This window comes from Vibrio sp. 1457 (assembly GCF_033340195.1).
In the GTDB taxonomy this organism is placed as follows: domain Bacteria; phylum Pseudomonadota; class Gammaproteobacteria; order Enterobacterales; family Vibrionaceae; genus Vibrio; species Vibrio alginolyticus.
On record NZ_JAWOWA010000009.1, the window covers coordinates 37,972 to 63,640 of the forward strand.

The following is a 25,669-nucleotide window of genomic DNA, read 5'->3' on the forward strand; positions in this document are numbered from 1 at the left end:
ATATAGAAAAGGCCGTTACCCCGAACATGTGGGTTAACAGCCTTTTTTGTTAGCTAATTATTAGCGATTTAAAGACGCGAATTGTTCTGCGGTCATACCGTAGTAAAGTTTATCGTCAAAGCCTTGCTCTAGTTTGTAGTAGTCTTTCTGACGGCCTTCTTGAGTAAAACCATTTTTCTCTAACGTCTTGTAAGAACCAGCATTAGAAGCGTAGCAATCGGCACTGACTTTATGGGCGTTTAGCTCAGTAAATCCAATCTCGGTCATCATTTGGCAAGCGCGAGTCGCAACGCCTTTGCCCCATGCGCAAGTAGGTAACTGATAACCCACTTCGTAGTTGCCAGTTAAGAACATCACTGCGGTCACCGCACACATTCCCATGTACTGACCTTGTTGGTCACGAATCACGAACGTTGGGCTGTCTGGCCAAACACCTTCTTTGATCGCTTGTGCCGTATTTTCGATAATAGGGCCCAAGAAACCCTCATATAAGCTGTTGTCAGCAGGTGCGAAGAATAGATACTGATTGACCTTATCGTCGTTCAACATCTCGATAATATCTTGTAGATCAGAGCCTTGAATCAGTTGGATAGTCAACGATTCGTTAAATGGGATGGCTTCGCCTTGTTTTAGTTTTTGATATGACATGTGTTACCTCGTTATCTGCTGAAAATAGTAGCCCAGCGAATAAGAGAAAAATTGGATTTTTGCGACAACTTTCGGGCTGATTAGCGATGTATTACGACTCAAAATCGCCATAGATATCGATGGTTAAGTCGCGCTTTTTCAAGTACTTGCTCGGTGTTTTTCTTAGCTGCTGTTTGAGGGTACGAATCAAATGCGATTGGTCACTGAAACCAAATTGCTGTGAGAAGCTCGCCCAATCAATCGCCTCTTGTTGCTTGTAGAGGGTCAAAATCATCTGCTCCAGACGTGCCATTTGTTGATACTGCTTAACACTCAACCCCACCACCTGCTTGAAACTGCGCTCAAGCGTTCTTCGAGAACAGGCGCATTGTTTGGCTATCTCATCAACATCCATCGCTAACTCAGGTGAACGTAGCGCTTGAGCATCCATCACCGACACCGCTTTTTGTGATGCCAAAAACGGTTTGGTACGGCAAGCTTCGATATCTAACGCATCTAGATGTTGTTTGATGTAGTTCAGCAAACATTGCGGTGAATCTTGCAACTCTAGCTGCCATAACCCTTGTTGAAAGCGCTCATCAAAGGCCGTGTTGAGCCAATCAAACCATTCGCATTGGTTAATTGCTGCAACTTGGGATGCCTCAGTAAACCGTGACTCAATGGCATACAAACCCTCTGGGCGAAAGGTGATACCAATACGCTTGATGGGAGCCGTATCTTCCAACAGCAGCAAATGTTCGTTAGCCGTTAATAAATGGCAGCCTTTGCCAGTAAGCTTTGTGTCTCCCGTGTCGTAGCTGTAGTCTTGCTCTGATGGCGTAAAGAGTAAATGAGCGCGCGGGTTTGGGATAAGGTACGGCTTGGGGTCAATGACTTCACCCTCTGGCACTTCCAAGTACCAAATTTGATGAATGAGCCAGTTGTACTCTGGCAGAGACTGTTTCCAAGCTATCATGATTGTCCTAGCGGTTAGTAAAGATAATGAGCGCAACGTTTTTGCTTAAACATCTGTTCGTTGAGTGTGACTGATTGATGCTCATCTCGCCACGCATTTCTCACCCTGCTCCCTTGCAAGCTTGTTGGATTGCGGTAGGCTTTGAGCAGAGAATACAAGCTGAACAGAACAAGGAAATACCCCGATGCGCGTCGACTACCACCAACGACTGGTTCCTGTGATTCGCTTTTTAGAACAACACTTTAATGAACCACTCAACCTGCCAGAAGTGGCCGCGCTGGCGAACCTTTCTCCTTATCACTTTCATCGCACCTTCAAAGCCGTGCAAGGCGAGACATTGGCTGATTTCATTCGACGTTTGCGTCTAGAAGCCGCCGCCGATGACTTATTCAAATCCAAGCAACCAGTATTGAACATTGCCCTAGAGTACGGATTTTCTAGCTCACAGAGCTTAGCCAAAGCCTTCAAACAACATTATGGCGTTACACCTACGGCCTTTCGTGACTGCGAAAACTATCAGCAATTTTCTGAATTAGCACGAAACAGCAAGATTGGACACACGTTGCGCAAGAATGGAAACGAAGTGACACCAAGCGATTCATATACTGGCTCTGAACTCACCAAATGGAGCACGACAATGGAAACGCAAAACTTTGAAAAAGCAAAACTGGCTTACATTCGCGTAAACGGCCCTTACGGCCAAGGCTATGAAGAGCCATCAGGTCGCCTGTATCAATGGGCAGGAATGAAAGGTTTGGCAGGCAATACCTGCATCTTCATCTACCATGACAATCCTGAAATCACGCCAGACGAGAAGTGCCGTACTGATATCTGCTTGATGGTGCCAGAAGACACGGAAGTTCCGAAAGGCATTGAGCTGCAAGACTTCCCCGGCGGTCAATATGCGGTGATGCGCCAGCACATTACTGACCCGAGCCAATACTCAAAAGCGTGGGATGATGTCATGAGCAAGGTAATTGAATCCGGTATTGAGAACGACGACCGCCCTTGCTTTGAGCTTTACCACAGCTTCGACCCACAAACGCACCATGCAGACGTTAGCTTCTGCACTGCCATCAAATAAACCAAAAGCCTGCATCGTTGCAGGCTTTTTCATTTCTTACTCTGGTCGCTTAAATCCCTTCTTCTAAACGCTGTTTATCTTTTAATCCAATTACTTAGAATACGAACGAATACCTTTTTATTTTCGTGATCCTACTTCGCGTTTTGACTACGCGCGTTCATTCGCTCGACTGAGTTGGGATTCATTTCACAGATTATTCATGGAGCGAACCTAGACTGAAAAAAACTCCATCGACCCCGTTCGACCTACAACGCTAGGCACAATAAAAACTAGGTGCTACAGCACCTCTAGGACATTCCATGAAGAAGAACTTACTTGCCATTGCTCTTGGTAGCGTGATTGCGCTGACTGCTGCCCCATACTCTATCGCGGCTAACGATGCTGCCGTCCAATCTTCCGCCGATTACTCACAAATCGTCACTAAACGTCAGGTTGTCGACCAACTTCTCAACGACGCGGTACAAGCATTCAAATCCCCTGCGCGTATCTCGCATGCGGGTTTTACCGCCAAAATGCCGAGCAACATGGAGATTGTTACCGACCGCTTATTAGAAGCGTACAAACTTGAGCCGTACCGTACTGACCTACTGATTTCTGCAGCAAACGCGCAGATCTACAACAAGAATGCAGACCGCGCGATTGAACTGTTTGAACAAGCCCTTTCTGTTGCACCAGATGATGTGGATTTGCACGCTTACTTAGCGGTATGGCAACGCTTTGAGGGCAACCAAGCGGAATCAGCGAAACACATGGCGACGCTCACTAAGCTCAATGCAGGTAAAGCCGCAGACATCCAACGCATCTTCGACACCGTAGACCGCGTACTTGCCACGCCACTAAAAGAGAAAGCCGACAAAGGTAAATTGGATGACAAAGGCGCAATCGTCACATTGGGATACGCGCTGAACCCAGATGGTTCAATGCATCAAATCTTGGTTGAGCGTTTGGAAACCACGCTAGCCATGGCAAAAGCAAACCCAGACGCGTTGATCGTATTGACGGGCGGCGTACCAAAGAACCACAAAACCGAAGGCAAGTTAATGGCGGATTGGCTGATTGAAAAAGGCATCAGCAAAGATCGCATCATTGAAGAAAACTACGCCACCAGCACGGTAGGTAACGCTCTATTCAGCAGCTACGCATTGGCACGTCATAACATTAAACACGCGACCATCATCAGCTCAGCGAGCCACGTACGCCGTGGTCAAACCTTGTTTGAAATCGCAAGCTGGCAAACTGGACCACAAGACATCACTTTTGACACAGTGAGCTACCCAGACAAGCCACTGAAAGAATTAGCCAAAGCCAGCGATGGCGAATTGCTTGGTATTTACCGCGATGCACTGCGTACTTACGGCATGTGGAGCTACCGCTCCTACCCGCTAGAGTCACGTTAATACACTAGAGCCAGAAAGCAAAAGAGACCGCGTTAATGCGGTCTCTCATAGAATCATTTGAACATGATGCAGTGGTCAATCAATGCGTTTTGTAGGTTTTGTTTGTCGCTCAGAATCACTAGAGCATAGATAGTATTTTTGTCACCAATTCGGTAAAGCAGCTTGAATCCATCAAAGCTGAATTGCCGGATGTCGTAAACACCGATGGTTGTCAGTTCATAACAAGGAAGATAGATAGACGGGTTATTCAAAACGTTGTGTTCAAACCTCTGCTGAACCGTAATTAATCTATCAATCACATCGTTGCGAGCGCTCCAGTTCGATAAATAGTTAATACTCTGAGTAGCCGTATTTTCAAAGGTTTGTGTATAGAGAACTTTTGCTTCCATGCTCGTGTCAAACTCAATCTTTGAGTGCTGCTAACGTGCTCTTCATATCTTCTGATGACTTTACACGTTCATTCGCAACATCATTTTGAGCAAAGCTAACAAACTTCATTAAAGCAATGGCTTCATCACGCTTCTGACGTTCTTCATAAGACTCAACGACATAAACAGGCTTACCATTTTGCGTAATCGTCATTGGTTCATCCAGTTCAAGCTTCGCAGCATTCTTTTTTAGATAACTTACCGTTTCAGTGCTCATCACATGACTCCTATCGGCAACCTCGCTGGTTTAACAACAAGCGAAACCAGCCGAGCTATACTGCAGGTTTGACCGAAATATTTGAATCAATAGAAAGTGCTAATCACATTCTATTTTTCGTTTAGATTTTGACCTAATCTTGCCAACTATACCTGTGCATTTCGAACAAACTAAATTAAGTTTAAATTTAGACTCTTACTTCAAATATAGAAAAAGCCTGCGTACTTGCAGGCTTCCTTATCTTTGTTCCGTGGTAAGACCCGCTTAAATCGCTTCGCCGTTTACCGTTACTGCCACATCAATGTTGCCACGAACTGCGTTTGAGTATGGGCAAACTTGGTGTGCAATGCGCGTTAGCTCTAGCGCTTGTTCTTGTGGCATGTCTAGCTCTACCGCTAGGCTCACTGTCAGTGCAAAGCCACCGTTATCATTTGGACCAATGCCCACTTCTGCCGTTACAGGAGCGCTTTTCAGGTTTACTTTACCTTCACGTGCTACGTGCAAAATCGCGTTAGAAAAACACGCTGAATAGCCCGCTGCGAACAGCTGTTCTGGGTTAGTTGCTGCGCCTGTGCCGCCCATTTCCTTCGGGTATGACAGCTCTAGATCGAGAAGACCGTCATCAGTTTTTACTTGACCATTACGACCAGCCAAAGCGGTAGCTTGAGTTTTGTATAGAGTAGTCATGCGAGTGTCCTTCCTTAATTTAAGTTGCGCACAATTTAATTGCTTGCAATCTTACATCGAAGTGAAGATAGTTTGCAACTATATTGTGCACAATTTATTTTATAACTCTCTTTCTCTGTAAGCAGGTAGGCAACACCAATGAGCCAGTGTTACACCGACAATACCATGACCGACAACGATAAACTCTTACTCGAAAACCAAGTTTGCTTCCCGCTCTACAGCGCAGCAAATGCAGTGATCCGAGCTTACCGCCCGTTGCTGGACGAGCTTGATCTGACTTACTCGCAGTACTTAGTGATGATGGTGCTGTGGGAGAAAGACGGTGCCAGCGTGAAAGAGCTGGGATCACAACTGCATTTGGACTCTGGCACACTCACACCGCTGCTCAAACGCTTAGAAGCAAAAGGTTATGTAGAACGCGGCCGAAGTGAAACCGATGAACGCGTTCGCGTACTCAACCTAACAGAACAAGGTCGTGACCTTAAAGAACAAGCCAAGTCAGTGCCAAACGCCATGATGTGTAAAATCACCTTAGAGTTGGATGAAATGATCATGCTGAAGAAGTTGTGTGGCAAAGTGCTCGACAATCTGAGCTAAAAAAATAGAAGCATTCGCTTCCCAGCTTCCTATTAGAAAGAGCCTGCCGAGATGCAGGCTCTTTCGATCTTATTCAGACGATCCACTTAAGGTCATCACCGCTATTCTCTATTGCTACTCTGCCTTCATCTTCAATAAAACCTATCAAAGGAACCCCTCTTACATCGGATTTCCCTATCAAGTGAAATAGGAAATGGCTATCAATAGGATAGTTACAAGCGATTTTCCTTAAACACACTCCGATGAGAATATACTTTCCGAAAGCAACAACAGCTCAGCTTAAAACATTCAAAGGAAAGTAAATTATGATTAATACTCAAATCAAACCATTTGCAGCTACAGCGTACAAAAACGGCGAATTCGTTGAAGTAACAGAACAAGACGTTCTAGGTAAATGGGCAGTATTCTTCTTCTACCCAGCAGACTTTACGTTTGTATGTCCAACAGAACTGGGCGACCTAGCAGACCACTACGAAGAGCTACAAAAACGTGGCGTAGAAGTTTACTCAGTATCAACTGACACACACTTCACTCACAAAGCATGGCACGACAGCTCAGACACAATCGGTAAGATTCAGTACTACATGCTTGGCGACCAAACAGGCAACATCACAAACAACTTCGGTGTGATGCGTGAAGGTCAAGGTCTTGCAGACCGTGCAACGTTCCTAATCGACCCAGAAGGTACTATCCAAGCAATGGAAATCACTGCTGAAGGTATCGGTCGTGACGCAGAAGACCTACTACGCAAAGTGAAAGCAGCTCAATACGTAGCAGCACATCCAGGCGAAGTTTGCCCAGCTAAATGGAAAGAAGGTGAAGAGACACTAGCTCCATCACTAGACCTAGTTGGCAAAATCTAAGCCACTGAAATTTAAGTTCTAATCAGTTCCCGATTTCCTTTTTCTGATTAGAACTGAATTAGAGAGCACTTCAGGTTAGATACCTTGACGACCTTCTGCCTGATTTGCTCTCTCCCCCTCAGGTTTTATCTACAGTAACCACTTTTTATTACCTATCTGAATAAGTAGGTGTGCAGTAATTGCGTAGAAAAAATCGTTTAGAACCAGGCATAGATTTTCGATAGCTAGTTACTCTAACTACAAAATCTATAACGCAGTTATCAACGATTTTAGCTAGCAAGAATGAACAAATACTTGTTTTGATTGGTAACTATTTAATTAAGGTAGTAACAACTATGTTAGACCAAGCGATCCAACAACAACTCAAACAATATCTGGCTAATGTAAAAGAAGAAGTTCGTTTAGTGGTTAGTCTAGATGAAAGCAAAGCATCGAATGACATTTTGTCTCTAGCGAACCAAATCGCAGAGATGAGCGACCTAATCACCGTTGAACGTGACGACAACGCAAGCGCACGTAAACCAGTGATGGCGGTAACTAACCCAGCAAAAGGCACAGCACTACGCTTTGCAGGCTTGCCAATGGGTCACGAATTTACCTCTCTAGTATTGGCACTGCTTCACTCTGGCGGTCACCCAATCAAACTAGAACCGGAAGTGATTGAGCAAATCGCAGCATTAGACAAAGATCTAGACGTAGAAATCTTCATTTCACTGTCGTGTCAAAACTGTCCGGACGTGGTTCAAGCGTTCAACATGATGGCGGCGATCAACCCGAAAGTAAAAGCAACCATGATCGACGGTGGTTTGTTCCAAGATGAAGTGAAACAACGCGACATCATGGCCGTACCAAGTGTATTCGTGAACGGTGAGCTATTCGGTCAAGGCCGTATGTCTCTGACTGAAATCCTAAACAAAGTGGATGACGGCGCGAGCGAGAAAGCCGCGAAAGCACTAAGCGAAAAAGACCCATACGATGTACTTGTTGTCGGCGGTGGTCCTGGTGGTAGCGCAGCTGCTCTATACGCCGCTCGTAAAGGTATTCGTACTGGTGTTGTTGCTAAGCGTTTTGGTGGTCAGGTTATGGACACCATGGCAATTGAGAACTTTATTTCGGTAAAACGTACTGAAGGTCCAAAACTGGCAACAGACCTAGCAGAACACCTAAAAGAATACGACGTAGACGTCGTGACTGAGCAACAAGCTGAGAAGCTAATGGGCGCAGCACATACAGAAGATGGTTTGATTCACATCCAACTTGAAAGCGGCGCAACGCTGAAGAGTAAGAGTGTCATCTTAAGCCCTGGTGCACGCTGGCGTGAAATGAACGTTCCGGGTGAGCAAGAGTACCGCAACAAAGGTGTCGCGTACTGCCCACACTGTGACGGCCCACTGTTCAAAGGCAAGAAAACTGCGGTTATCGGTGGTGGTAACTCAGGCATCGAAGCCGCTATCGACCTTGCTGGTATCGTAGAACACGTAACGGTTCTTGAATTCGCAGACGTACTTCGCGCAGACCAAGTGCTTATCGACAAAGCGAACTCACTACCAAACGTAGACATCATTACGATGGCGCAAACTACTGAAGTGGTGGGTGACGGTACTCGCGTAACAAGCTTGAAGTACAAAGACCGCAACACAGATGAAATCAAAGAGATTGAACTGTCAGGTATCTTTGTTCAAATCGGCCTAGTACCAAACACAGAATGGCTAAAAGATTCAGAAGTAGCGCTATCTGAGCGTGGCGAAATTGAAGTCGGTAGCCGTGGCGATACTAGCTTAGAAGGTGTGTTCGCAGCGGGTGACGCAACAACCGTTCCTTACAAACAGATCATCATTGCGATGGGTGAAGGTGCAAAAGCAAGCTTAGGCGCATTTGACTACCTGATCCGTAAGCAAGGTTAATCTCCAATTTCTTGAGCACAAAGCGCACGGTGCTGTGTTTTCTTCCCCGGAAAACCAATCGGGGCACCGTGACAGCGATGAGTAACAAGAAATAAAATCAAAAAAACCTAGAAGCCCAAAGACTTTGCCAGCAGGTATTAACTGCTGGCTTTTTTTGTTTGGGGAGAGGTGTAAGCAAATCCCTCAGCGCTCCGAGTTCAAACTGGAGGGAATGGCTCTACAATCACGGATAATTCAGTTCACTCCACCAGCATCAAAACGCGCTGCGAATAGATACTGAATACTCGCTTAGGCTCCTTCAGAATGACGCTGTCCGTTTAGCGTTCTCTTCCCGTCATTCCCGCGAACCTAGGTGAGACTGGGAATCTACCTACCTAAAGCTCGAACGAAAGACATTCACACACATACACGTGACGCATCAACGGTTGGAGGGTTCATGAACATGATCCTCCTCTCAACCTCAAACCACCAATCCCATCTAACCTTCGCTTATATCAAACTCTTAAGATCTCAGCATTCCGAGTGCAGGTGGCAAGTTTTACAGTCACAGATAATTCAATTCACTCCACCGGCATCAAAACGCGCTGCAAATAGATTCTAAATACTCGCTTAGGCTCGTTCAGAATGACGCTCTTCGTTTAACACTCTCTTTCCGTCATTCCCGCGAACCTAGGTGAGACTGGGAATCTACTCACCGTAAACTCGATCGAAAATGATTAGCAAGAACACGAACAAACAAAAGGTGAAACAAGGTTGCAAGCCCCTAACCCAACTCTCAGATTCAAAGCACCAAACCCACCGAATCTCTCAATGTATCCAGATCCAAAGATATCAACCCTAAAAAATTTTAAAAAAGCCCTTTACCTCAACTTAACTTGAGGTTTTAGCATATTCATCGTTGGCTAGAAAATGACAAAAAGGAGCACATCATGATCCAACTAGAACATATTAACTTAGTCGTGAAAGATATCCCTGAAATGCTGAAGTTTTACCAAACTGCATTTCCACATTGGTACGTGCGTGATGAAGGTAAAGGCGAATGGAGTGGCAAACCAAGAAACTGGCTACATTTTGGCGACGAGTATCAATACATAGCCATGAGTGACCATGGCGAAGGAGAAAACCGCGAGTTGAGCGGGCACCAAGTTGGGCTAGCGCATTTTGCTTATGTGACCAACAACGTCGATGCAATCATCAAAAGACTAACCGATGCAGGTTATCCGATTGCCCAACCTGGTGCTGATGAACCATATCGCAAAAATGTGTATTTTGTTGACCCTGCAGGTTTTGAGATTGAATTTGTTGAATACCTGGCGGATGACCCAAAACTTCGTAACCTGACAAGCTAAAAGAGATGTAAATAATAAAACGCCAGCAGATAGTGACTGCTGGCGTTTTATTTTTTATCTATCGGGCTTCTTTATCGCATTAGCGCTGTTTGGCAAAAACCTGAGTCCAGTAATACCCGTAACGTGCAGAGTGATTTTCGACAAGCGACGCGCCCATCTGATCAAAATCCGCACTCATGATATTAAGGCAGTGACCTTCACTCGATAACCAAGCATTAACGACGGCGTTAATGGTGCTTTGCCCTACGGCGACATTCTCACCAATGGCGCTCCAAGCATAGCCCGTTGCGTTAACTCGATCTGACATCTTGCTGCCATCAGAGCCTGTGTGGCTCATGAAATCGCTGTTCGCCATGTCGCTTGAATGTCGATAAGCGGCGCTTTCCAAATCGTAGCTCCAAGTCAGGGTCCCAACAGGTGGCATGGTGGTTGCGCCACACTGTTGTGTAGTAGAGCGAGCACTGTTGACCGCTGCGAGCATCTGCTCGGCAAATGTACCTTGTGACGATGTGGAACCTGTGTTTTGAGAGCCGTTTTCTACAGGTGCTGACGACTCCCCGTCGCCGCCACATGCGCTGAGAAGTAGAGCCAAAACTGGCACTAAGATCTTAGTTGGCATTGTCTTTCCTTTATGAGTGACGAAGAGCAAACTGCGCTTTTCGATAATAACGCACAATAACCTAACAAAAACCGATAAAAGCACCATATGGCTTGGGGTGTTTTAACCAAAGACTCACATGAAGTTTTCAATCACCTTGGTTCGGTTGGTAAATCGGCAACGTTTCAGCCCACGTATGGAATGGCGTTTCATCCATATCCTGTATTGCTTGAGTGATAAAATCGATGAACACCCTCACTCGGGCAGGCACATATTCCCGGTTAGCATAGAGAAGATACACGCCATTTCCTGCTTGACGCATGCTCGGAAATATCGGCACTAAACGCCCTGCTTTGAGCCAATCTCTCGCGATAAAGTGAGGAATCTGAGTTAACCCTAAACCTTCTGCGCAAAGCTCTGCCATGGATTCACCATCATTTACAATGTAGTTTCTTTCGGGGTCATATTCACTCGCACCGTCTGGTTCTGGCATCCGAATCGGCAACAGTTTCCCCGTTTGTTTAAAACGAAAACGAACCCAAGAATGGTCATTGAATACATCCGGGCCACTCGGAACACCATGGCGCGCTAAGTAATCCTGACTGGCACAAATGATAAAATCGATAGGGCTCAGCTGACGCACAATCAATTGACTATCGTGAACGACACCAGAGCGAATCGACACATCAATACCTTGCTCAATAATATCAACGTAGGCGTCATCGTAATGAATATCGATAGTGATGTTAGGGTAGCGGCGACAAAACTCTTTTAATAAAGGACGAATATAGAGGCGACCGTACGAGACTGGCACATTAATCTTAAGCTGCCCTGAAAGCGCATCATTGTGACTTTTTAATGAATCCTCACATGCCGCCAGCTCCTCCAGTACAAACCTAGCAGTATTTGCGTACCTACGACCAGCTTCTGTCAGGCGGCTCTGTCGCGTAGAACGTTGAAAAAGCTGTATACCCAAATCGCTTTCAAGACGATGTATGGCTTTACTCACGGTCGAAGGGTCAGTGCCATACACTTTGGCAGCCGCAGCAAAACTACCGCCATCTAAAGTGGCAATAAAAAATCGTAGGGACCGTATCTTATCCATATAACCAATGAACTCTATTCATGAATTTTATTCACTTTAGTAAAGACCAAGTGGCTCTTCAATCACTAATTAGCCTAAATATAATGAACCTCAATAACTTGATGCTCTGTTAACGAGGAAAAAACCATGGGTAAAAACGGATTGAAGAATGCACTACAACTATTGATAGCGACACTAGTCCTATTCTTTGGGATGCTTCAAACAGCACATGCCGCAGATAAACGAATTGGTATTCTGGTTTACGATGGCGTACTGACCTCTGATGTTACTGCGCCTTTAGAGGTTTTTGGCGTCGCAAGTCGTCTCACTTGGTTTAGTGATTATGACGTGCTCACCATTTCCGTCTCAGATCAGAAAACCATCACCACTGAAGAAGGATTAAAAATTGGTGTGGATGCTTGGATTGGTGATCTGCCGGAACTCGACGTATTGGTTTTAACATCCAGCTATGACATGGATGCACTAATCGAAAATAAAGATCTCATTCACTTTATTAAAACTACCTCAAAGGCGGCAGATTGGATGGCAAGTAATTGCTCTGGCGCGTATTTGTTAGCCGAAGCTGGCCTTTTAAACGGCAAAAAAGCAACAACTTGGGCCGGAGGTGAAAACGGCTTTCAAAGAGATTACCCAGCAGTCAAAGTACAAGTCGACCAGAATTTTGTCATTGATGATGGCGTTATCACTTCGAACGGTAGCCTAGTTAGCTATCAAGCTGCTCTTAAGCTACTTCACCTTATGACTTCAGAGTCTAAAGCTCAGGAAGTCGCAGATGCCATCCAGTACTCACGCTTTTCCAACCAACCATTTTAAGCGTGTAAGAAAGAAATCAGAGTCACCCTTCGATATTTGGAAGGTTAACTCTTCGAATTTGTCTTCCTAATCGAACAACCCTTTTTATCACTGTAAAAGCGATAAAAAGGGTTGTCGTTCATCTGGCAGACACAACGTGCTCTCCAAACTTTTTATCTTAATGCTATGGAAAAACATAAACGTTACGAAGCACTGACGAAAGATCGATACCAAGAGATTTACCATCTCGCGTATTGGTTATGCAAAGATCACCACCTTGCTCAAGATTTAGCGCAAGAAACCTTTCTGAAAGCGTGGCGATTCTTTGATAAATTAAATGACCCCAACGCCGCGAAGTCTTGGCTCATTACTATTTTGCGTCGTGAGAATGCTCGGCGCTTTGATAGAAAACAGTACGATTTTGTCGACATTGATGAGTGTGCAATACAGACAAAAACCTACCCTGGCAGTGACTACGACATGGCCCAAGATTGGCTTCAAAAACAAATGATGATTCTCGAACCCAAATACCGAGAGCCGTTGCTCTTGAGCTTAGTGGCTGGGTTGAATCATGATGAAATTGCCCAAGCCTTGAGGCTCAACCACAACACAGTGGCGACTCGATTATTCAGAGCGCGTAATCAGATCATCGCACAGAAGGAGAGTCATTAAGACACAAAAAGTAGTCAACCATGTAAACTAACTGGCTATGCTCCGGTCTATTTCATAAGTCGTTACACAACTCGACGCTTTAACGCTTTACATCAAGCGCGACTAGATGAACACTTCTTGTCAAAGTACAATAACAGCCGACATAGAGTAGAGTCAGTAAAACATTATGAGTAACACGACGGCGAAAAAGCCGAATCCCTTATTTGAAATCCTTTTCAACGTATTTATCCCTTCCTTCATTTTGATGAAGTTTAGTGGCGATGAGCATCTAGGGACAGCAATGGCGCTGGTTGTCGCTTTGCTATTTCCTATCATTTATGGCGGTATGGACCTTGTCCGTAACAAGAAATTTAACTTTATTTCTGCTCTGGGCTTTATCAGTGTTCTACTAACTGGTGGCATCGGCTTGTTAGAGCTTGATACACGCTGGTTAGCACTAAAAGAAGCCCTGATTCCTGGCCTGATCGGTTTAGCGGTTTTGGGTTCAACGTTTACCCGCTACCCACTGATGCAGAAGTTAGTACTGAATGACACAGTGTTGAATCTCGCGTTGATTAACCAACGTTTAAAAGAAAATGGTAAAACCGATGCGTTCGAACGTTGCCTTATGTCTTCTAACTACTTGTTTGCAAGTACTTTTGCGTTCTCATCTGCAATGAACTACTTCCTTGCGACTTGGATTGTGACTAGCCCTTCTGGTACTGCTGCCTTTAACGAAGAGTTAGGGAAAATGACGCTGTACAGTTACCCAATGATTGCCATCCCAAGTATGTTGATGATGTTCGGTATTTTTTATTACATTTGGCGTCAAGTACGTGCGATGACATCGCTCGAAACAGAGCAAATCTTCCATCTAAAATAGCCCAATCATTACAAGTAAACCCATAAAAAAGGGAGGATTTTATCCTCCCTTTTCTCAACAGGCTCACTGTAATTCACAGCGTCAAAATGATTTTTCCTGACACTGCTGACAAGCGTCGCTCAACCATTTCAATCGCTGTTTGAAAGTCCTCTAACGGCAGATCATATGCAACGTTTAACTTTATGTCGCTGCTAATAAAGTGTTCTAACATTTCAGCGAACACCGTCTTTCTCCCGCCTTTACCTACCGATTCTTCCCAATACCGCAAAAAGAATGTACTAAAGTCGATGTTGTTGGCCTTCATCGATTCAAAAAACTCAGGCGTATAAGGCGTTAACGACAATGTTCCGTAGTTGATGTATTGGCCATTTTCTTTCAAGGTACGAATGAGATCCGTGCCAGCCTCACCACCTATCGCGTCCAGAGCGAGCGTTGGTTGTGGCAGTTGGCGCGTTTGCAGCTGCGCTTGTAAGTCTTTCTTCGCGTCCAACACTGGAATAGTATCGTACGGATACTCGTCTGGCTTTGAAGTCACAGCAATCAGTTTAAAACCCAGTGAATAGGCGAGCTGGGCAAATATCTTACCGATCGCTGACCCTGCTGCATTGATGATCACCACATCATCTTTGTTCAACTTAGCCACTTTAGTGGTGATCACCCACGCGGTTAGCGCGTTGATGTACAACTGGCAGGCATAGCCGTTATCCAAACTTTCAGGTAACGGAAAAAGATTCTCGGGCGAAGCATCGATGTAGTATTGCCAAGTCCCACTCATCGCCACCAACACTTTTTGCCCAACTTGAAAGCCAGTTTGACCAACAGCACTGACTTCCACCACACGCCCAACCGCTTCAAACCCCGGCACGCGAGGTGGTACGTGAACGCGGCGGTATTGCCCAACACCATGAATGGAAAGCAAGTCACTTGGGTTAATATTGGTGGCTTCCAGTCGCACCCGAACCTTGCCCTGAGCAAGCGGTTTGAGGGGCTCTTTTTCCAACGACAGCGACGTTTTGGGTTGACCAAAACAGAATTGATTCACTCGAGTATTTATCGTTGGTGCCATTGTTATTCATACCATGTAATTGAAATTCAAGAAGGAAGTTTCGTAACTTCTACTCAAAAGCATTAAGTGAAGTCGAAACTCTGTACTTCTACCTGCGCGATGCGCCGTTCACTCTAAACTGTTGTGGCGTCATATCAAAATAGGCTTTAAATGCTTTGATGTAGGATGAGTCGTTTTGATAACCCACTAGGTCTGCAATGGCTTGGATTGACAACGATTCATCTAACAAAGAAAGCGAGTAAATTAGCCGAATTTGTTGCCGCCAAAGTAGAAATGAAGTGTTGAATTCCTTGGCGAACAGCCGTGATAAAGTACGCTCAGACGCCCCAATTTTCTCCCCCCACTCTTTTAGCGAACAGCTCAACGCTGGCTCGTCAGTCAGTCGCTCGAAAATCAGTTTTAGTCGTCTGTCTTGTGGCAGCAATAACTGAAATGTCTGCACGTTGCGTTTCAAAATTTGATCATGCAGCACCGCCAGCAAATGCAGCACTTCTTCGTGGCTTGTCTCACCTTCACACTGTCTGCGGATCTCTTGTAAAAGCTCATTTAAAAACGACGTTAAAGCAATGGTTCTCACTTGTGGCTCGTACGTTGCGCCAAACTCAGGGTTGAGGTAAATACCAACAAATATCGTGTTGCTTAGAGCAATCGACTCGTGTTGAACACCCGCAGGAACAAATAACGCAGAGGTGTGCGGAACCAAATGCTGATAATGCTCCGTTTGTGTTTGCAATAACCCTTTGATAGGAAAGATGATTTGATGCCAAGTGTGTTGATGCAGCGCATCAATGTAACCTTTTGGCATGTCGATGGTTTTCACCAAAACAGGAGAATGGGGATTCGCGTCCATCATCTTATTGGAGGTGACGACGCCTGACTTCGAATCAATTTGGCGAGTTAGCATTGTTAGTTGTCTTTTCATCCCTACACCGACACAAGTTTACTAGGCTATCATGCTCCGCATCGCGAATGAAGGTAAACACTTTATCTCTCATTCAAATAATAAGGAGGTTACATGAAGAAAATCGGCGTCGTAAAAGCAGTGCTAGCAGGGAAAACCGTCCCTTATGCTCATGGTGCGCAAAGCGCAATCAACAAACAAGTGCTGCCTGAGCGCCAGCATGCAACAGAGCTCGGTTTTATCAGTGATGAGCAAGGTGATCCGCGCTTTCATGGTGGCATTCAAAAAGCGCTTCATATTTACCCAAGCGAACACTACCCAATCTGGCAACAAGAATTAGGCGAAAGACCAATTTTCCAATCCGCCGGCGGCTTTGGCGAAAACATCAGCTCCGAAAGCGTCACCGAATCCACGATTTGCTTGAAAGATAAAATTCGCATCGGCTCAACACTACTGGAAGTGTCGCAAGGTCGCATGCCTTGTTGGAAACTTAACGTACGCTTTGACCAACACGACATGGCGAGAAGACTGCAAGATACGCTTCGAACAGGCTGGTATTTCCGAGTGCTGGAAGAAGGCGATATCGGTGCAGGTGACGAGATTATTCTGTGCGAAAGACCTTATCCAGAATGGCCATTGGCTCGTATCATGGGTGCGGTTTTCACTGGCTGTTTAGATAGAAAAGAACTCACTAAGCTGTCTGAGCTGCCGTTAGTCGAGTCTTGGGGCAAGCTGGTCGAGCGCCGTCTAGAAACTGGTGAAGTCGAAGATTGGGAAATGCGCTTGATTGTCCCAACTGCCGTTAATACTCAAAAGTAAAATTTGTAAGCCATGCTCTGAACCGACTATGCCGTCAAGAGCGTGTTTTTTTGGTTTACTTCGCACTCGGGGCTGGGCGTTTCGACTTACCTTGGAACTGCTTAATGCTCTTCTTAGCATGAGTTCGGCGGTTGGCTTTTTTATCGCGTGGCGCGCGTTTGCTCTCGCCAGTTGATGGCTTATCCGTTACTGGAAAACCAACCAGATCTTGCACTAGCAATGCACGTTGAGTCAGGTGACGAATCGCGTTTAGTGCGTCCATTTCACCATGACAAACCAATGACACCGCCACACCTTGTTGGCCTGCGCGAGCGGTACGTCCTACTCGGTGAACGTAAGTTTCTGCATGCATTGGCAGTTCAAAGTTGATCACTACAGGTAATTGCTCAATGTGAATGCCACGCGCTAGTAGATCGGTGGCAATCAACACCTGAATTTGCCCAGATTTAAACTGCGCCAGTGCTTCTTCTCGCTCATCTTGACTCTTATTGCCATACAGCGCATTGGTTGAGATGCCCGCTTTATTCAGCTTCTTCGCTAAGCCATCGGCGTTCTCTTTCGCACCAATAAAGACTAATGCCTTAGTCCACGCGTTTTTTTGAATCAGTTCAATCAATGCCTTGGTTTTACTGCCTTTGTTGACGAGGTACAGCGTTTCAGCAATATCTTGGTTGGTGCTGTTTTCTTGATGCGCTGCAACTTGCTTTGGTGCCTGCATAAGCAGCTTCGCTTTACCCTTCAACTCATCTGAAAACGTTGCCGAGAACATTGCGGTTTGACGCTGGTTTGAAATCTGCCCCGCAATATTTTGCACGTCAGGCCAAAAGCCCATATCCAACAGACGATCCGCCTCATCCAACACTAGGTAATGGATATTGCTTAAGTCTAAACCGTTGTTTGCCAGATCAACCAAACGACCTGTCGTCGCGACAAGGATATGAGGATTTGTCGCTAGCGCCTGCTGTTGTTGCTCTTTATCAACGCCGCCACACAAACACACTGCGTTGAGTTCAAGAACTTGACCAACTTGGTTAATTGCTTCACTCACTTGCATTGCCAGCTCACGAGTTGGCACAAGAATCAGCGCTTTTTGCTCTGGATTGACACCCAGCTTTTCCAACAAAGGCAAACCATAAGCCAGGGTTTTGCCGCTGCCTGTATTTGCCAAAGCCAATAGATCTTGACCAGCCAACAGCTCAGGAATGGCCAACGCTTGAATATCGGTCGGTTTCTTGAAGTCTTTTGGCAGTGCGTGAATCAGCTCAGAACTCAATGAGAGAGTAGAAAATGGCATTAACGAAAACCTTGTACTTTGGGTTGAAGAAGCAATAAAAATAATGAAGATGCGGTAAAACGCAGGCGCGGACTTTACCACAATCTGCTAGGTGAACCATCCTACTTTAGGCGCTTAAACCAAGCGTCACCTACGCAAATCGTCAGAAAACTAAAAAGCGCAAAAAAGCCGTTAGTCTGTACTGCCACAGAGCTAACGGCTAAAAACCCTTGAAGAGAACGCTTCGTCAGCCTTTCACTGCGGCTGAAAAGAAATGTGCAGTTTATTAAAGCACAGCTTTACGATTCGGTAAGAACACTTCACCCAACATGCAACGAACCGAACCACCACCAATAGATTCTATGGTAGAAACGTCGAATGGCAGCAATTTACCGTGCGTTGCCAATTGGTTTCTTTGTGCTGGTGAGAATGCATCGTACGCCGATTGCGACATCGCAATCACCTTGTCGCCGTTGATCGTTTCCAGTTGCAGAATGTTACCGCAGAACTGGTTCATCTGATCAAGCGAAATTGAGATGACTTGCTTGTCTTTGGCGAGTGACTTCATTACAAAACGACGCTCAAATTCTGGGATCACTTCGTCACAAATCACGCAAAACTGTTCGCCAACCGCCATCATCACATTGGTGTGATAAATCGGCGCACCAGACGGCAAACGAGTTTGGAAAGAAATCACTCGTTCATAGCCAATACGATCGGCGTAATCTTCTAAAACCAGACGATCACAACGTTGTGAGAGTGCGGCGTAGACCGTTTTATTTAGGTGGTCAAACACCATCACACCCGTGCTTTCTAAATACGCTTGCTCATCAAGATATTCAGTTAGACTGCTGCGTCGATGAACTTCTCGCCCTGCTTGCGCTAGTGCTGCCACAAGCGCATCGGGACGTACTTCTTTTTGACGGTTTTCACAGGCCATTGGAAAGGTGTACAACGTGCCATCTGGCGTAGTGCTAAACCAATTGTTTGGAAATACCGCGTCTGGCGTTGCAACATCTGAAGTTGGATAATCAAACTCAACAACTTGAACGCCCTCTTGACGCAGCGTTGCAACCATACTCGCGAACTCGGCCATTACTCGACGTGAGACTTCTTCTTGGCTGAGTGACACTTTATGTTGGAACTCATTATCTTGTGCGGTTTCTTCATTAAAACGAAACTCTTTCGGTGGCACCATCACTACGCAGTTTGCGGTTTGGCGCTGAGCACTTTGCGTGCTTTCTTCTTTCCCATTAGCAAATTGGGTCACTGATTCGTGTAATAGCATCCAATACATTCCTTATCACTAGAATGAGGAGATTGTAAATTTATTGTTAACTTCAGTTTTGCTGTTTTGACAATTAATTTAATTGCCCAAAAGTAATTTTTGCTGCATTAAGTTCATTTTTCCCTAAATTTTATTGTCACCTTGCAGGTTTAAGCTTTTATTGCACCGTGATGAACATGATAAGAATTCATCATAAGAATCAGAACCATAGACAATCACACTCATAACCAACTAGTTACATTTAAGACACAATCGGTTAGACTATTTTTTCGCCCCTCTCGTCAATCGGTCTGCTTTATCGAGGAGCAGGCAAGAAACTCTCATACACGCGGTTTCGTCCAAAGCAGCGTGAATCGATGGATTTAGCCACCCCAAATGGCACTGTTTTAACTTTAGGATGAGTTATGTTTAAACGATTTGAAGGCTTTACAGAGCCGTTCCCCAAATCTACGCCGGATCAGCCTCCTTCAGGGATGTTCGCTTTTCTGCGTTATTACACTCGTGGTTATGAAAAGCCTTTGATCATCATGTCTTTGATGGCCACAATTGTGGCTGTTGTTGAGGTAATGTTGTTTGGCGCCATGGGACAATTGGTTGATTGGTTGTCTACCAGCAATCCAGAAACGTTCTTACAAGACAACAAATCGGATTTGATTTTCTACGGAGCCTTATTGCTGGTTGTCATGCCTATATTGGTGATCTTGTACTCGTTGCTCGTTCATCAAACGTTATTGGGCAACTACCCAATGTCTATCCGCTGGCTTGCACACCGGTATTTGCTCAATCAAAGCTTGAACTTCTATCAAGATGATTTTGCAGGCCGAGTCGCAACGAAAGTCATGCAAACCTCATTAGCTGTGCGCGAAACCGTAATGAAAGCTATGGATGTGTTTGTTTACGTTACGGTTTACTTCACCAGCATGATCATTATGTTAGCGACGGCAGACTGGCGTTTGATGATCCCAATGATCGTCTGGCTGCTCGCTTACATCGCTATCCAAATCTATTTTGTCCCTAAGCTCAAAGACGTCGCTTCAGCGCAGGCCGATGCACGTTCGACAATGACAGGGCGCATCGTAGACAGTTATACCAATATTCAAACCGTCAAACTGTTTTCTCATAGCCAGCGCGAAACCCAATATGCCGAGCAAGGCATGAAAGGATTTTTGAATACGGTCTATCGTCAAATGCGCCTAGTGACCGGCTTCGACGTCGCTGTAGAGATCTCAAACTATATTTTGGTGTTTTCCGTTGCTGCTTTATCGATTTACCTGTGGTTGGATAGTGCCATTAGCGTTGGCGCGATTGCGATTGCTGTTAGTCTTGCATTGCGCGTAAACGGTATGTCGATGTGGATAATGTGGGAAGTTGGCGCCCTCTTTGAAAACATGGGAACCGTTGTCGATGGAATGAAAACGCTCTCTAAGCCTATTGATATTAAAGATAAACCAGGTGCAAAAGACTTAGTAGTCACTGAAGGTGGCATTCACTTTGATAACGTCAGCTTCCATTACGGTGAGAACAAAGGCGTAATTAGCCATCTCGATCTCAACATCAAACCAGGAGAGAAAGTAGGCTTGGTTGGGCGCTCCGGCGCCGGAAAATCGACTTTGGTGAACTTGTTACTTCGTTTCCACGATGTCGAAGACGGCAGCATTAAGATCGATGGACAGAACATCTCAGAAGTCACACAAGACTCTTTGCGTTCAAAGATCGGTATGGTGACCCAAGATACTTCTCTGCTACACCGTTCAATTCGAGACAATATTTTGTATGGCAATCCAGATGCGACAGAAGAAGATTTGCTGAAAGCCACTAAGCAAGCGCATGCCCATGAGTTTATCGAAACTCTGACCGACCCATTTGGTAATGCCGGATACGATGCGCAAGTTGGTGAACGTGGTGTAAAACTGTCTGGCGGCCAACGTCAGCGTATCGCAATATCTCGTGTGCTACTCAAAGACGCACCATTGCTGGTACTGGATGAAGCCACATCGGCTCTGGATTCAGAAGTCGAAGCAGCGATTCAGGAAAGCTTGAATGAATTAATGCAAGGGAAAACGGTTATTGCTATCGCTCACCGATTATCGACCATCGCACAAATGGATCGCCTCATCGTGCTAGATAAAGGCAGCATCGTTGAACAAGGTTCTCATCAAGAACTCATTGCGAATAACGGCATTTACGCCCAGCTTTGGGCGCATCAAACTGGCGGATTTATCGCTGAAGAACTAGACAATCAACACGCTTCTTAACTAGTGATAAGCTCAATAAAAACGGCGCTTTAAGCGCCGTTTTTTATTTTAATCCATGGCTAGACGCTCATATAGCCATTGTGGTTTCTCATATATGAAACACTCTCCATGATAAAGCTCACACTTTTTCTGCTAATATACCGCCTCGTTGCGTATCCATTGCAATGAACACAATACAGAGTATTGAGCCGTCTTCATTTGTCATTTCACTTTTTGAGAAACAGCTATACTCAATAGATGGCTTAGTTATTATATTAACAATAAGGTAATTAGCTTATGTGTAAATGTGGTTCAATGCAGATCGTACAACTCAAACCAAGTTGGGCTGACAAGCTATTTGGCTACTCAGAAAGATGGAAATGCCAACTTTGTTGTAAGATCTACCGCATCTAAAATTAAAAATAGAATCTTAGTTTTTCTAAGAAAAAGCAGTGGCCCGACAATGATTGTCGGGTTTTGTTTTTCTGAACATTCATTTTTTGTCCCTTCTCTACAAGACTACTCATCACGGCAAAACCTAGCATCTTAATGTGACTTAGGTATAGAATCAGGCCCACTTATTCTTTCCGATATTCATATATAACTGGTCACTATGAACAAAAGTTTGCTAACGAATGTCCTCGCTATCGCTTTGATGGCTGGAGGTCATCAATTACAAAACGACTATCTTTGGTATGCAGGGCTGTTTGCGTTCTCAGGCGCCATCACCAACTGGCTTGCCATCCATATGCTGTTTGAGAAAGTGCCTGGATTATACGGTTCTGGCGTGATCCCCGCGCGATTTGAAGAGTTTAAACTGGCTATCAAAAACTTAATGATGGAACAGTTTTTTACTGAAGCGAACATTGACCGATTCTTGAATAAAGAAATGGCGGGCGGTGTGAACATCGATCTTCAACCAGTAATTGAGAAAGTAGATTTAAATCCAGCATTTGATTCCCTAGTGGAAGTAATTGAAGGCTCTCAGTTTGGTGGCATGCTAGCGATGTTTGGCGGCTCGGAAGCGCTACAACCCATGCGCCAACCTTTCGTCGAAAAGATGCAAGAATCCATCATTGAGTTGAGCAAGAGCGATAACATCAAAGAAGCACTGAAAGAGCAATTCGAATCTCCTGCAATGATGGATGAGATAAAGCAGAACATTGAAGGTATCATCGATCAACGTTTAAGCGAATTAACACCGGCATTAGTTAAAGAAATGGTGCAAAAGATGATCAAACAACACCTTGGCTGGCTAGTCGTTTGGGGCGGTGTTTTTGGTGGTTTAATTGGCGTTATCAGCACCTTTATCGGGGCATAATCGCTCACCGATTTATTAAAAAAGGAGCTTCGGCTCCTTTTTTAATCGTGAAAAAGTAATATACCAAGCCACGCTAAATAAGGAGGCTCAACACATGCCTCGCCTAACCAAGGAGCTCGGGATTAACACCAAATCCCGTTTTATGTTCTTCTATGACCACTTCACTACGAGTTTGAATCACGCCCGGAAGCGTGCCTAACTTACTCGACATAAACTCCTGATACGCTTTCATGCTCTTAACACGAACTTTTATCATGGTATCGAAATCTCCAGAGAGCGAGTAGCACTCTTCAATTTCAGGCATCAATTCCACCGCTTTCGCAAACTTTTCAAAAATAGAAAAACTGGTTTGGTCTAAACGAATATGGATGAATACTTGCACATCCAGCCCCAACTTTTCCGCATTCAACTCTGCATGGTAACCATTGATATACCCTTCTTTTTCTAGCCGCTTTACACGGTCAGAACATGGAGAAGTCGTTAAGTTAATCAGCTTTGCTAGTTCTACAACTGGAATTCTGCCTCTCGAATGAAGCACTCTCAAAATATGTAAATCAATCCGGTCCAATTGATAACTCATTAACCCACTTCCTTGTAACCACTTAGAAAGCATCACATTAATCGTTGCTCAAACAATTGCAAACCATCAAATGCACAGCATGTGAAATTCAGCAGAGAATAACCAGAAAACAACGAAGGAGGGAAAGAGCTATGATTATTGCCGCTCACTTAGTAACCGTGATATGAAGAGAAAAAGCAACCTAGCGGCTCCCGCGGAGTCGCAAATTTGAAAGCGCATGATACGCCTGTATAGATCTGTCGTTCGGGCAACGCCCCCCTAATTAGCCATTAATCATGGCTATCACTCAGAATTAGAGTGCGGCCGATGTATGCCGTGTAGGATGTGGAACAACCTCTCCAATTGCACGATGATTACAACAACGGCAGTAGTATTGAGGCTCCATCTCGTAATAATGTTCACCTGATACAAATTTCGCCATCAGCTGTGTAAAACTCACCATTTTGCCTGTTAACGACTCAACAGACTGAGGCTCGCAACGCTTCATAATCACTTTATGTTGCGTTGATTTTCTACAAGCTGCGCAATATATATCCGGCATTTCTCTTCTCCCTACTTTTTCGTCCTACTGACAATTGACATATTTTGTTCAAAATAATTCCACAATTAAAAAGCTCCTTTAATTTTTTGTGCCCTATCTTCAAAAAATTGAACGAAAGTATCAAAAAACTGAGACATTGGTCAGACCTCAACTTTTGTACCATCAATATGAGCAAACGTGCTTATGTGTGTAATAATACGACACATTACACATAAGCAATTGTTCGGGCTTATTATTTAGTAAGGCGCATGACAACTACACGCCTGGCTAGATCGAGCTTTCGAGACGCCTTGTTATCTCGATTTACCCCGCAAACCAGTTGCTAGCAGCTATAGCCGTCTCATCAAGGAAGAAATGCATGACGATACAACCGATTCTCACTACCGAAAGACTCATCCTCCGGCCATTCAATATCGATGACTGCCAACAAGTGGCTTTACTCGCTGGAGATAAGCGAATTGCCGACATGACAGCAAACATCCCTCATCCTTATGAGCGACCGATGGCGCAAGCATGGATAGATAGGCACGATCCGATGTATCAGCAGCATCAAGGCGTGGCGTACGCTATTACCTTGCGAAACACTGAGGAGTTACTTGGTGCGGTGAGTTTACCGCGTATAGAAGAGGGATATGTCGGATGATCATCCATGAAACTTCACAAAATCTGCCCAAGAACAACCCTTTCTTGCTAGGAACTGTATTGTTGTCGCTGTTCTATTTTTCCTGCCTAGCAGACAAGATCGTCGAGTTTGGACTCGTAGCACTCACAATAATAGGATTGAAACTGCTCTCAACGTACTTCACGCGCCGCGCGTTCAATCCTAAAACGCTAGATATCGATGCAAGCACCAACACCTTGAAGTACCGCCAGGGCTCAACGGTTTACTTCCGTCTACCTCTTGATGACATTGTCAAAGTCCAAATACAGAAAGAGTTCTTCTCTAGCAAAAGTTTGATGCTCTACACAGTCAACGACGCTTACCAAGTGCCGAATTCAGACAATTTCGATTCTCTACAGTTAAAGGATTTAATGAAACAACTTGAAGAGAGAATTGATGATCAATCTCGCTAAAACGAAAAGAGAAGACATTCTAGAATGTTGCCAATTTGGTCTCTAAATAGAAAGACAAAAAAGCCAGCAATAACGCTGGCTTTTCTCTGTGTTAGTCTTGTGCGACTTTCACGCGAATTTTGCTTTTTTCTACGTTCGTCAAATTCAGTGCTTCAAGAGCAGAAATGGCTTCTGCTTCGTCCGGCATGATGACAAAACCGAAGCCTTTCGACAAACCCGTGTCTTGATCAAGCACTAGCGAACACAGTTCTACTTTGCCGTACGCTGAGAATAATTTGCGGATATCTTGCTCGGTCATGTGACGAGCCAAGTTTCTTACTAAAAGTTTCATAATGAACCTAGTTGGTTTGATAACGGTTCGATTCTCTCAGTTTCTCTCTGGCAAACCAAGTGAATAATATGACGGCGTTGACT

At 44.8% G+C, this 25,669-nt stretch carries 27 protein-coding genes and 1 pseudogene; 14 read left to right on the forward strand and 14 right to left on the reverse strand.

All coding sequences use genetic code 11. The features are described from left to right. Positions 1-60: 60 nt before the first annotated feature. Positions 61-648, reverse strand: a complete 588-nt coding sequence (locus R7Z41_RS11515) for a GNAT family N-acetyltransferase (RefSeq protein WP_225477252.1) — start codon at positions 646-648, stop codon at positions 61-63. A 91-nt stretch (positions 649-739) separates the two neighbouring features. After that, complete coding sequence (locus R7Z41_RS11520; protein WP_225477250.1) at positions 740-1,603, reverse strand: helix-turn-helix domain-containing protein; 864 nt, start codon at positions 1,601-1,603, stop codon at positions 740-742. A gap of 184 nt (positions 1,604-1,787) precedes the next feature. Here R7Z41_RS11520 and R7Z41_RS11525 point away from each other — a divergent pair, with 184 nt between their 5' ends. Both R7Z41_RS11525 and R7Z41_RS11530 read left to right on the forward strand, forming a co-directional pair. Next, positions 1,788-2,687: a GyrI-like domain-containing protein gene (locus R7Z41_RS11525; RefSeq protein ID WP_042522251.1), complete on the forward strand. Its 900-nt coding sequence runs from the start codon at positions 1,788-1,790 to the stop codon at positions 2,685-2,687. Between the two features lie 299 nt (positions 2,688-2,986). Next, positions 2,987-4,084 (forward strand): YdcF family protein, encoded by a 1,098-nt coding sequence (locus tag R7Z41_RS11530; protein WP_225477248.1) that lies wholly within the window; start codon positions 2,987-2,989, stop codon positions 4,082-4,084. Between the two features lie 53 nt (positions 4,085-4,137). On the opposite strand, the gene R7Z41_RS11535 is transcribed toward R7Z41_RS11530, so the two are convergent. The 3 genes from R7Z41_RS11535 to R7Z41_RS11545 all read right to left on the reverse strand — a co-directional run bounded on the left by R7Z41_RS11535 (position 4,138) and on the right by R7Z41_RS11545 (position 5,416). Beyond that, complete coding sequence (locus tag R7Z41_RS11535; protein ID WP_225477246.1) at positions 4,138-4,473, reverse strand: type II toxin-antitoxin system RelE/ParE family toxin; 336 nt, start codon at positions 4,471-4,473, stop codon at positions 4,138-4,140. Positions 4,474-4,486: 13 nt separating this feature from the next. Next, on the reverse strand, positions 4,487-4,729 hold the full coding sequence (locus R7Z41_RS11540; RefSeq protein WP_005434233.1) for a type II toxin-antitoxin system Phd/YefM family antitoxin: 243 nt from the start codon (positions 4,727-4,729) through the stop codon (positions 4,487-4,489). A 264-nt stretch (positions 4,730-4,993) separates the two neighbouring features. After that, on the reverse strand, positions 4,994-5,416 hold the full coding sequence (locus tag R7Z41_RS11545) for an organic hydroperoxide resistance protein (RefSeq protein WP_005374640.1): 423 nt from the start codon (positions 5,414-5,416) through the stop codon (positions 4,994-4,996). 138 nt (positions 5,417-5,554) lie between these two features. Here R7Z41_RS11545 and R7Z41_RS11550 point away from each other — a divergent pair, with 138 nt between their 5' ends. From R7Z41_RS11550 to R7Z41_RS11565, 4 genes are all read left to right on the forward strand, one after another. Next, positions 5,555-6,013, forward strand: coding sequence for a MarR family winged helix-turn-helix transcriptional regulator (locus R7Z41_RS11550; RefSeq protein WP_206949177.1), 459 nt, complete (start codon positions 5,555-5,557; stop codon positions 6,011-6,013). Between the two features lie 305 nt (positions 6,014-6,318). Continuing rightward, positions 6,319-6,876, forward strand: coding sequence for an alkyl hydroperoxide reductase subunit C (ahpC, locus tag R7Z41_RS11555; RefSeq protein ID WP_005374632.1), 558 nt, complete (start codon positions 6,319-6,321; stop codon positions 6,874-6,876). 335 nt (positions 6,877-7,211) lie between these two features. Further along, complete coding sequence (ahpF, locus tag R7Z41_RS11560; protein WP_005374617.1) at positions 7,212-8,780, forward strand: alkyl hydroperoxide reductase subunit F; 1,569 nt, start codon at positions 7,212-7,214, stop codon at positions 8,778-8,780. 929 nt (positions 8,781-9,709) lie between these two features. Next, positions 9,710-10,129: a VOC family protein gene (locus tag R7Z41_RS11565; RefSeq protein WP_005374615.1), complete on the forward strand. Its 420-nt coding sequence runs from the start codon at positions 9,710-9,712 to the stop codon at positions 10,127-10,129. A gap of 79 nt (positions 10,130-10,208) precedes the next feature. On the opposite strand, the gene R7Z41_RS11570 is transcribed toward R7Z41_RS11565, so the two are convergent. Further along, complete coding sequence (locus R7Z41_RS11570; protein ID WP_169628474.1) at positions 10,209-10,748, reverse strand: CAP domain-containing protein; 540 nt, start codon at positions 10,746-10,748, stop codon at positions 10,209-10,211. A 127-nt stretch (positions 10,749-10,875) separates the two neighbouring features. Beyond that, entirely contained in the window at positions 10,876-11,832 is a 957-nt protein-coding gene (locus R7Z41_RS11575) for a LysR family transcriptional regulator (RefSeq protein WP_170893908.1), read from the reverse strand. Between the two features lie 126 nt (positions 11,833-11,958). On the opposite strand from R7Z41_RS11575, the gene R7Z41_RS11580 reads away from it, so the two are divergent. The 3 genes from R7Z41_RS11580 to R7Z41_RS11590 all read left to right on the forward strand — a co-directional run bounded on the left by R7Z41_RS11580 (position 11,959) and on the right by R7Z41_RS11590 (position 14,158). Beyond that, entirely contained in the window at positions 11,959-12,645 is a 687-nt protein-coding gene (locus tag R7Z41_RS11580) for a DJ-1/PfpI family protein (RefSeq protein WP_005383525.1), read from the forward strand. Positions 12,646-12,765: 120 nt separating this feature from the next. Continuing rightward, positions 12,766-13,296 (forward strand): sigma-70 family RNA polymerase sigma factor, encoded by a 531-nt coding sequence (locus R7Z41_RS11585; protein WP_262679022.1) that lies wholly within the window; start codon positions 12,766-12,768, stop codon positions 13,294-13,296. 166 nt (positions 13,297-13,462) lie between these two features. Beyond that, positions 13,463-14,158, forward strand: coding sequence for a VC0807 family protein (locus tag R7Z41_RS11590; RefSeq protein ID WP_005383527.1), 696 nt, complete (start codon positions 13,463-13,465; stop codon positions 14,156-14,158). 73 nt (positions 14,159-14,231) lie between these two features. Here the strand turns inward: R7Z41_RS11590 and R7Z41_RS11595 are convergent, their stop codons facing one another. Together R7Z41_RS11595 and R7Z41_RS11600 are read right to left on the reverse strand one after the other, a co-directional pair. Further along, positions 14,232-15,224: a zinc-dependent alcohol dehydrogenase family protein gene (locus tag R7Z41_RS11595; RefSeq protein ID WP_225477242.1), complete on the reverse strand. Its 993-nt coding sequence runs from the start codon at positions 15,222-15,224 to the stop codon at positions 14,232-14,234. An 88-nt stretch (positions 15,225-15,312) separates the two neighbouring features. Then, a complete protein-coding gene (locus tag R7Z41_RS11600; RefSeq protein WP_054575376.1) occupies positions 15,313-16,128 on the reverse strand; it encodes an AraC family transcriptional regulator in 816 nt (271 codons plus the stop codon). A 111-nt stretch (positions 16,129-16,239) separates the two neighbouring features. Between R7Z41_RS11600 and R7Z41_RS11605 the strand changes: the two genes are divergently transcribed. Then, on the forward strand, positions 16,240-16,944 hold the full coding sequence (locus R7Z41_RS11605; RefSeq protein WP_025768698.1) for an MOSC domain-containing protein: 705 nt from the start codon (positions 16,240-16,242) through the stop codon (positions 16,942-16,944). Positions 16,945-16,999: 55 nt separating this feature from the next. On the opposite strand, the gene R7Z41_RS11610 is transcribed toward R7Z41_RS11605, so the two are convergent. Together R7Z41_RS11610 and R7Z41_RS11615 are read right to left on the reverse strand one after the other, a co-directional pair. Then, positions 17,000-18,238 carry a DEAD/DEAH box helicase gene (locus tag R7Z41_RS11610; RefSeq protein WP_225477240.1) on the reverse strand — a complete coding sequence of 413 codons (1,239 nt, stop codon included), beginning with the start codon at positions 18,236-18,238 and terminating at the stop codon, positions 17,000-17,002. A gap of 265 nt (positions 18,239-18,503) precedes the next feature. After that, the gene (locus R7Z41_RS11615) at positions 18,504-19,505 is read right to left on the reverse strand and encodes an arginine deiminase-related protein (protein WP_005374598.1); all 1,002 of its coding nucleotides are present in this window, start codon (positions 19,503-19,505) and stop codon (positions 18,504-18,506) included. A gap of 404 nt (positions 19,506-19,909) precedes the next feature. Here R7Z41_RS11615 and R7Z41_RS11620 point away from each other — a divergent pair, with 404 nt between their 5' ends. Both R7Z41_RS11620 and R7Z41_RS11625 read left to right on the forward strand, forming a co-directional pair. Then, the gene (locus tag R7Z41_RS11620; RefSeq protein ID WP_054578587.1) at positions 19,910-21,760 is read left to right on the forward strand and encodes an ABC transporter ATP-binding protein; all 1,851 of its coding nucleotides are present in this window, start codon (positions 19,910-19,912) and stop codon (positions 21,758-21,760) included. A 592-nt stretch (positions 21,761-22,352) separates the two neighbouring features. Next, entirely contained in the window at positions 22,353-23,060 is a 708-nt protein-coding gene (locus tag R7Z41_RS11625) for a DUF445 domain-containing protein (protein ID WP_005383549.1), read from the forward strand. Positions 23,061-23,163: 103 nt separating this feature from the next. Here the strand turns inward: R7Z41_RS11625 and R7Z41_RS11630 are convergent, their stop codons facing one another. Further along, the gene (locus tag R7Z41_RS11630) at positions 23,164-23,640 is read right to left on the reverse strand and encodes an Lrp/AsnC family transcriptional regulator (RefSeq protein ID WP_005374595.1); all 477 of its coding nucleotides are present in this window, start codon (positions 23,638-23,640) and stop codon (positions 23,164-23,166) included. Positions 23,641-23,932: 292 nt separating this feature from the next. Next, entirely contained in the window at positions 23,933-24,181 is a 249-nt protein-coding gene (locus tag R7Z41_RS11635; RefSeq protein WP_130545664.1) for a hypothetical protein, read from the reverse strand. Between the two features lie 358 nt (positions 24,182-24,539). Between R7Z41_RS11635 and R7Z41_RS11640 the strand changes: the two are divergent. Further along, a pseudogene (locus R7Z41_RS11640) lies at positions 24,540-24,815 on the forward strand (GNAT family N-acetyltransferase); the annotation flags it as partial. A gap of 5 nt (positions 24,816-24,820) precedes the next feature. Further along, a complete protein-coding gene (locus R7Z41_RS11645; protein WP_215810126.1) occupies positions 24,821-25,255 on the forward strand; it encodes a hypothetical protein in 435 nt (144 codons plus the stop codon). Between the two features lie 91 nt (positions 25,256-25,346). Here the strand turns inward: R7Z41_RS11645 and R7Z41_RS11650 are convergent, their stop codons facing one another. After that, positions 25,347-25,586 carry an RNA recognition motif domain-containing protein gene (locus tag R7Z41_RS11650; RefSeq protein WP_005374587.1) on the reverse strand — a complete coding sequence of 80 codons (240 nt, stop codon included), beginning with the start codon at positions 25,584-25,586 and terminating at the stop codon, positions 25,347-25,349. Positions 25,587-25,669 lie beyond the last annotated feature (83 nt).

Bases quoted from the DNA above. Each gene is read 5' to 3' on its own strand.
- R7Z41_RS11515 (WP_225477252.1), bottom strand. From the start codon at position 648: ATGTCATATCAAAAACTAAAACAAGGCGAAGCCATCCCATTTAACGAA.
- R7Z41_RS11520 (WP_225477250.1), bottom strand. From the start codon at position 1,603: ATGATAGCTTGGAAACAGTCTCTGCCAGAGTACAACTGGCTCATTCAT.
- R7Z41_RS11525 (WP_042522251.1), top strand. From the start codon at position 1,788: ATGCGCGTCGACTACCACCAACGACTGGTTCCTGTGATTCGCTTTTTA.
- R7Z41_RS11530 (WP_225477248.1), top strand. From the start codon at position 2,987: ATGAAGAAGAACTTACTTGCCATTGCTCTTGGTAGCGTGATTGCGCTG.
- R7Z41_RS11535 (WP_225477246.1), bottom strand. From the start codon at position 4,473: ATGGAAGCAAAAGTTCTCTATACACAAACCTTTGAAAATACGGCTACT.
- R7Z41_RS11540 (WP_005434233.1), bottom strand. From the start codon at position 4,729: ATGAGCACTGAAACGGTAAGTTATCTAAAAAAGAATGCTGCGAAGCTT.
- R7Z41_RS11545 (WP_005374640.1), bottom strand. From the start codon at position 5,416: ATGACTACTCTATACAAAACTCAAGCTACCGCTTTGGCTGGTCGTAAT.
- R7Z41_RS11550 (WP_206949177.1), top strand. From the start codon at position 5,555: ATGAGCCAGTGTTACACCGACAATACCATGACCGACAACGATAAACTC.
- ahpC (WP_005374632.1), top strand. From the start codon at position 6,319: ATGATTAATACTCAAATCAAACCATTTGCAGCTACAGCGTACAAAAAC.
- ahpF (WP_005374617.1), top strand. From the start codon at position 7,212: ATGTTAGACCAAGCGATCCAACAACAACTCAAACAATATCTGGCTAAT.
- R7Z41_RS11565 (WP_005374615.1), top strand. From the start codon at position 9,710: ATGATCCAACTAGAACATATTAACTTAGTCGTGAAAGATATCCCTGAA.
- R7Z41_RS11570 (WP_169628474.1), bottom strand. From the start codon at position 10,748: ATGCCAACTAAGATCTTAGTGCCAGTTTTGGCTCTACTTCTCAGCGCA.
- R7Z41_RS11575 (WP_170893908.1), bottom strand. From the start codon at position 11,832: ATGGATAAGATACGGTCCCTACGATTTTTTATTGCCACTTTAGATGGC.
- R7Z41_RS11580 (WP_005383525.1), top strand. From the start codon at position 11,959: ATGGGTAAAAACGGATTGAAGAATGCACTACAACTATTGATAGCGACA.
- R7Z41_RS11590 (WP_005383527.1), top strand. From the start codon at position 13,463: ATGAGTAACACGACGGCGAAAAAGCCGAATCCCTTATTTGAAATCCTT.
- R7Z41_RS11595 (WP_225477242.1), bottom strand. From the start codon at position 15,224: ATGGCACCAACGATAAATACTCGAGTGAATCAATTCTGTTTTGGTCAA.
- R7Z41_RS11600 (WP_054575376.1), bottom strand. From the start codon at position 16,128: ATGCTAACTCGCCAAATTGATTCGAAGTCAGGCGTCGTCACCTCCAAT.
- R7Z41_RS11605 (WP_025768698.1), top strand. From the start codon at position 16,240: ATGAAGAAAATCGGCGTCGTAAAAGCAGTGCTAGCAGGGAAAACCGTC.
- R7Z41_RS11610 (WP_225477240.1), bottom strand. From the start codon at position 18,238: ATGCCATTTTCTACTCTCTCATTGAGTTCTGAGCTGATTCACGCACTG.
- R7Z41_RS11615 (WP_005374598.1), bottom strand. From the start codon at position 19,505: ATGCTATTACACGAATCAGTGACCCAATTTGCTAATGGGAAAGAAGAA.
- R7Z41_RS11620 (WP_054578587.1), top strand. From the start codon at position 19,910: ATGTTTAAACGATTTGAAGGCTTTACAGAGCCGTTCCCCAAATCTACG.
- R7Z41_RS11625 (WP_005383549.1), top strand. From the start codon at position 22,353: ATGAACAAAAGTTTGCTAACGAATGTCCTCGCTATCGCTTTGATGGCT.
- R7Z41_RS11630 (WP_005374595.1), bottom strand. From the start codon at position 23,640: ATGAGTTATCAATTGGACCGGATTGATTTACATATTTTGAGAGTGCTT.
- R7Z41_RS11635 (WP_130545664.1), bottom strand. From the start codon at position 24,181: ATGCCGGATATATATTGCGCAGCTTGTAGAAAATCAACGCAACATAAA.
- R7Z41_RS11645 (WP_215810126.1), top strand. From the start codon at position 24,821: ATGATCATCCATGAAACTTCACAAAATCTGCCCAAGAACAACCCTTTC.
- R7Z41_RS11650 (WP_005374587.1), bottom strand. From the start codon at position 25,586: ATGAAACTTTTAGTAAGAAACTTGGCTCGTCACATGACCGAGCAAGAT.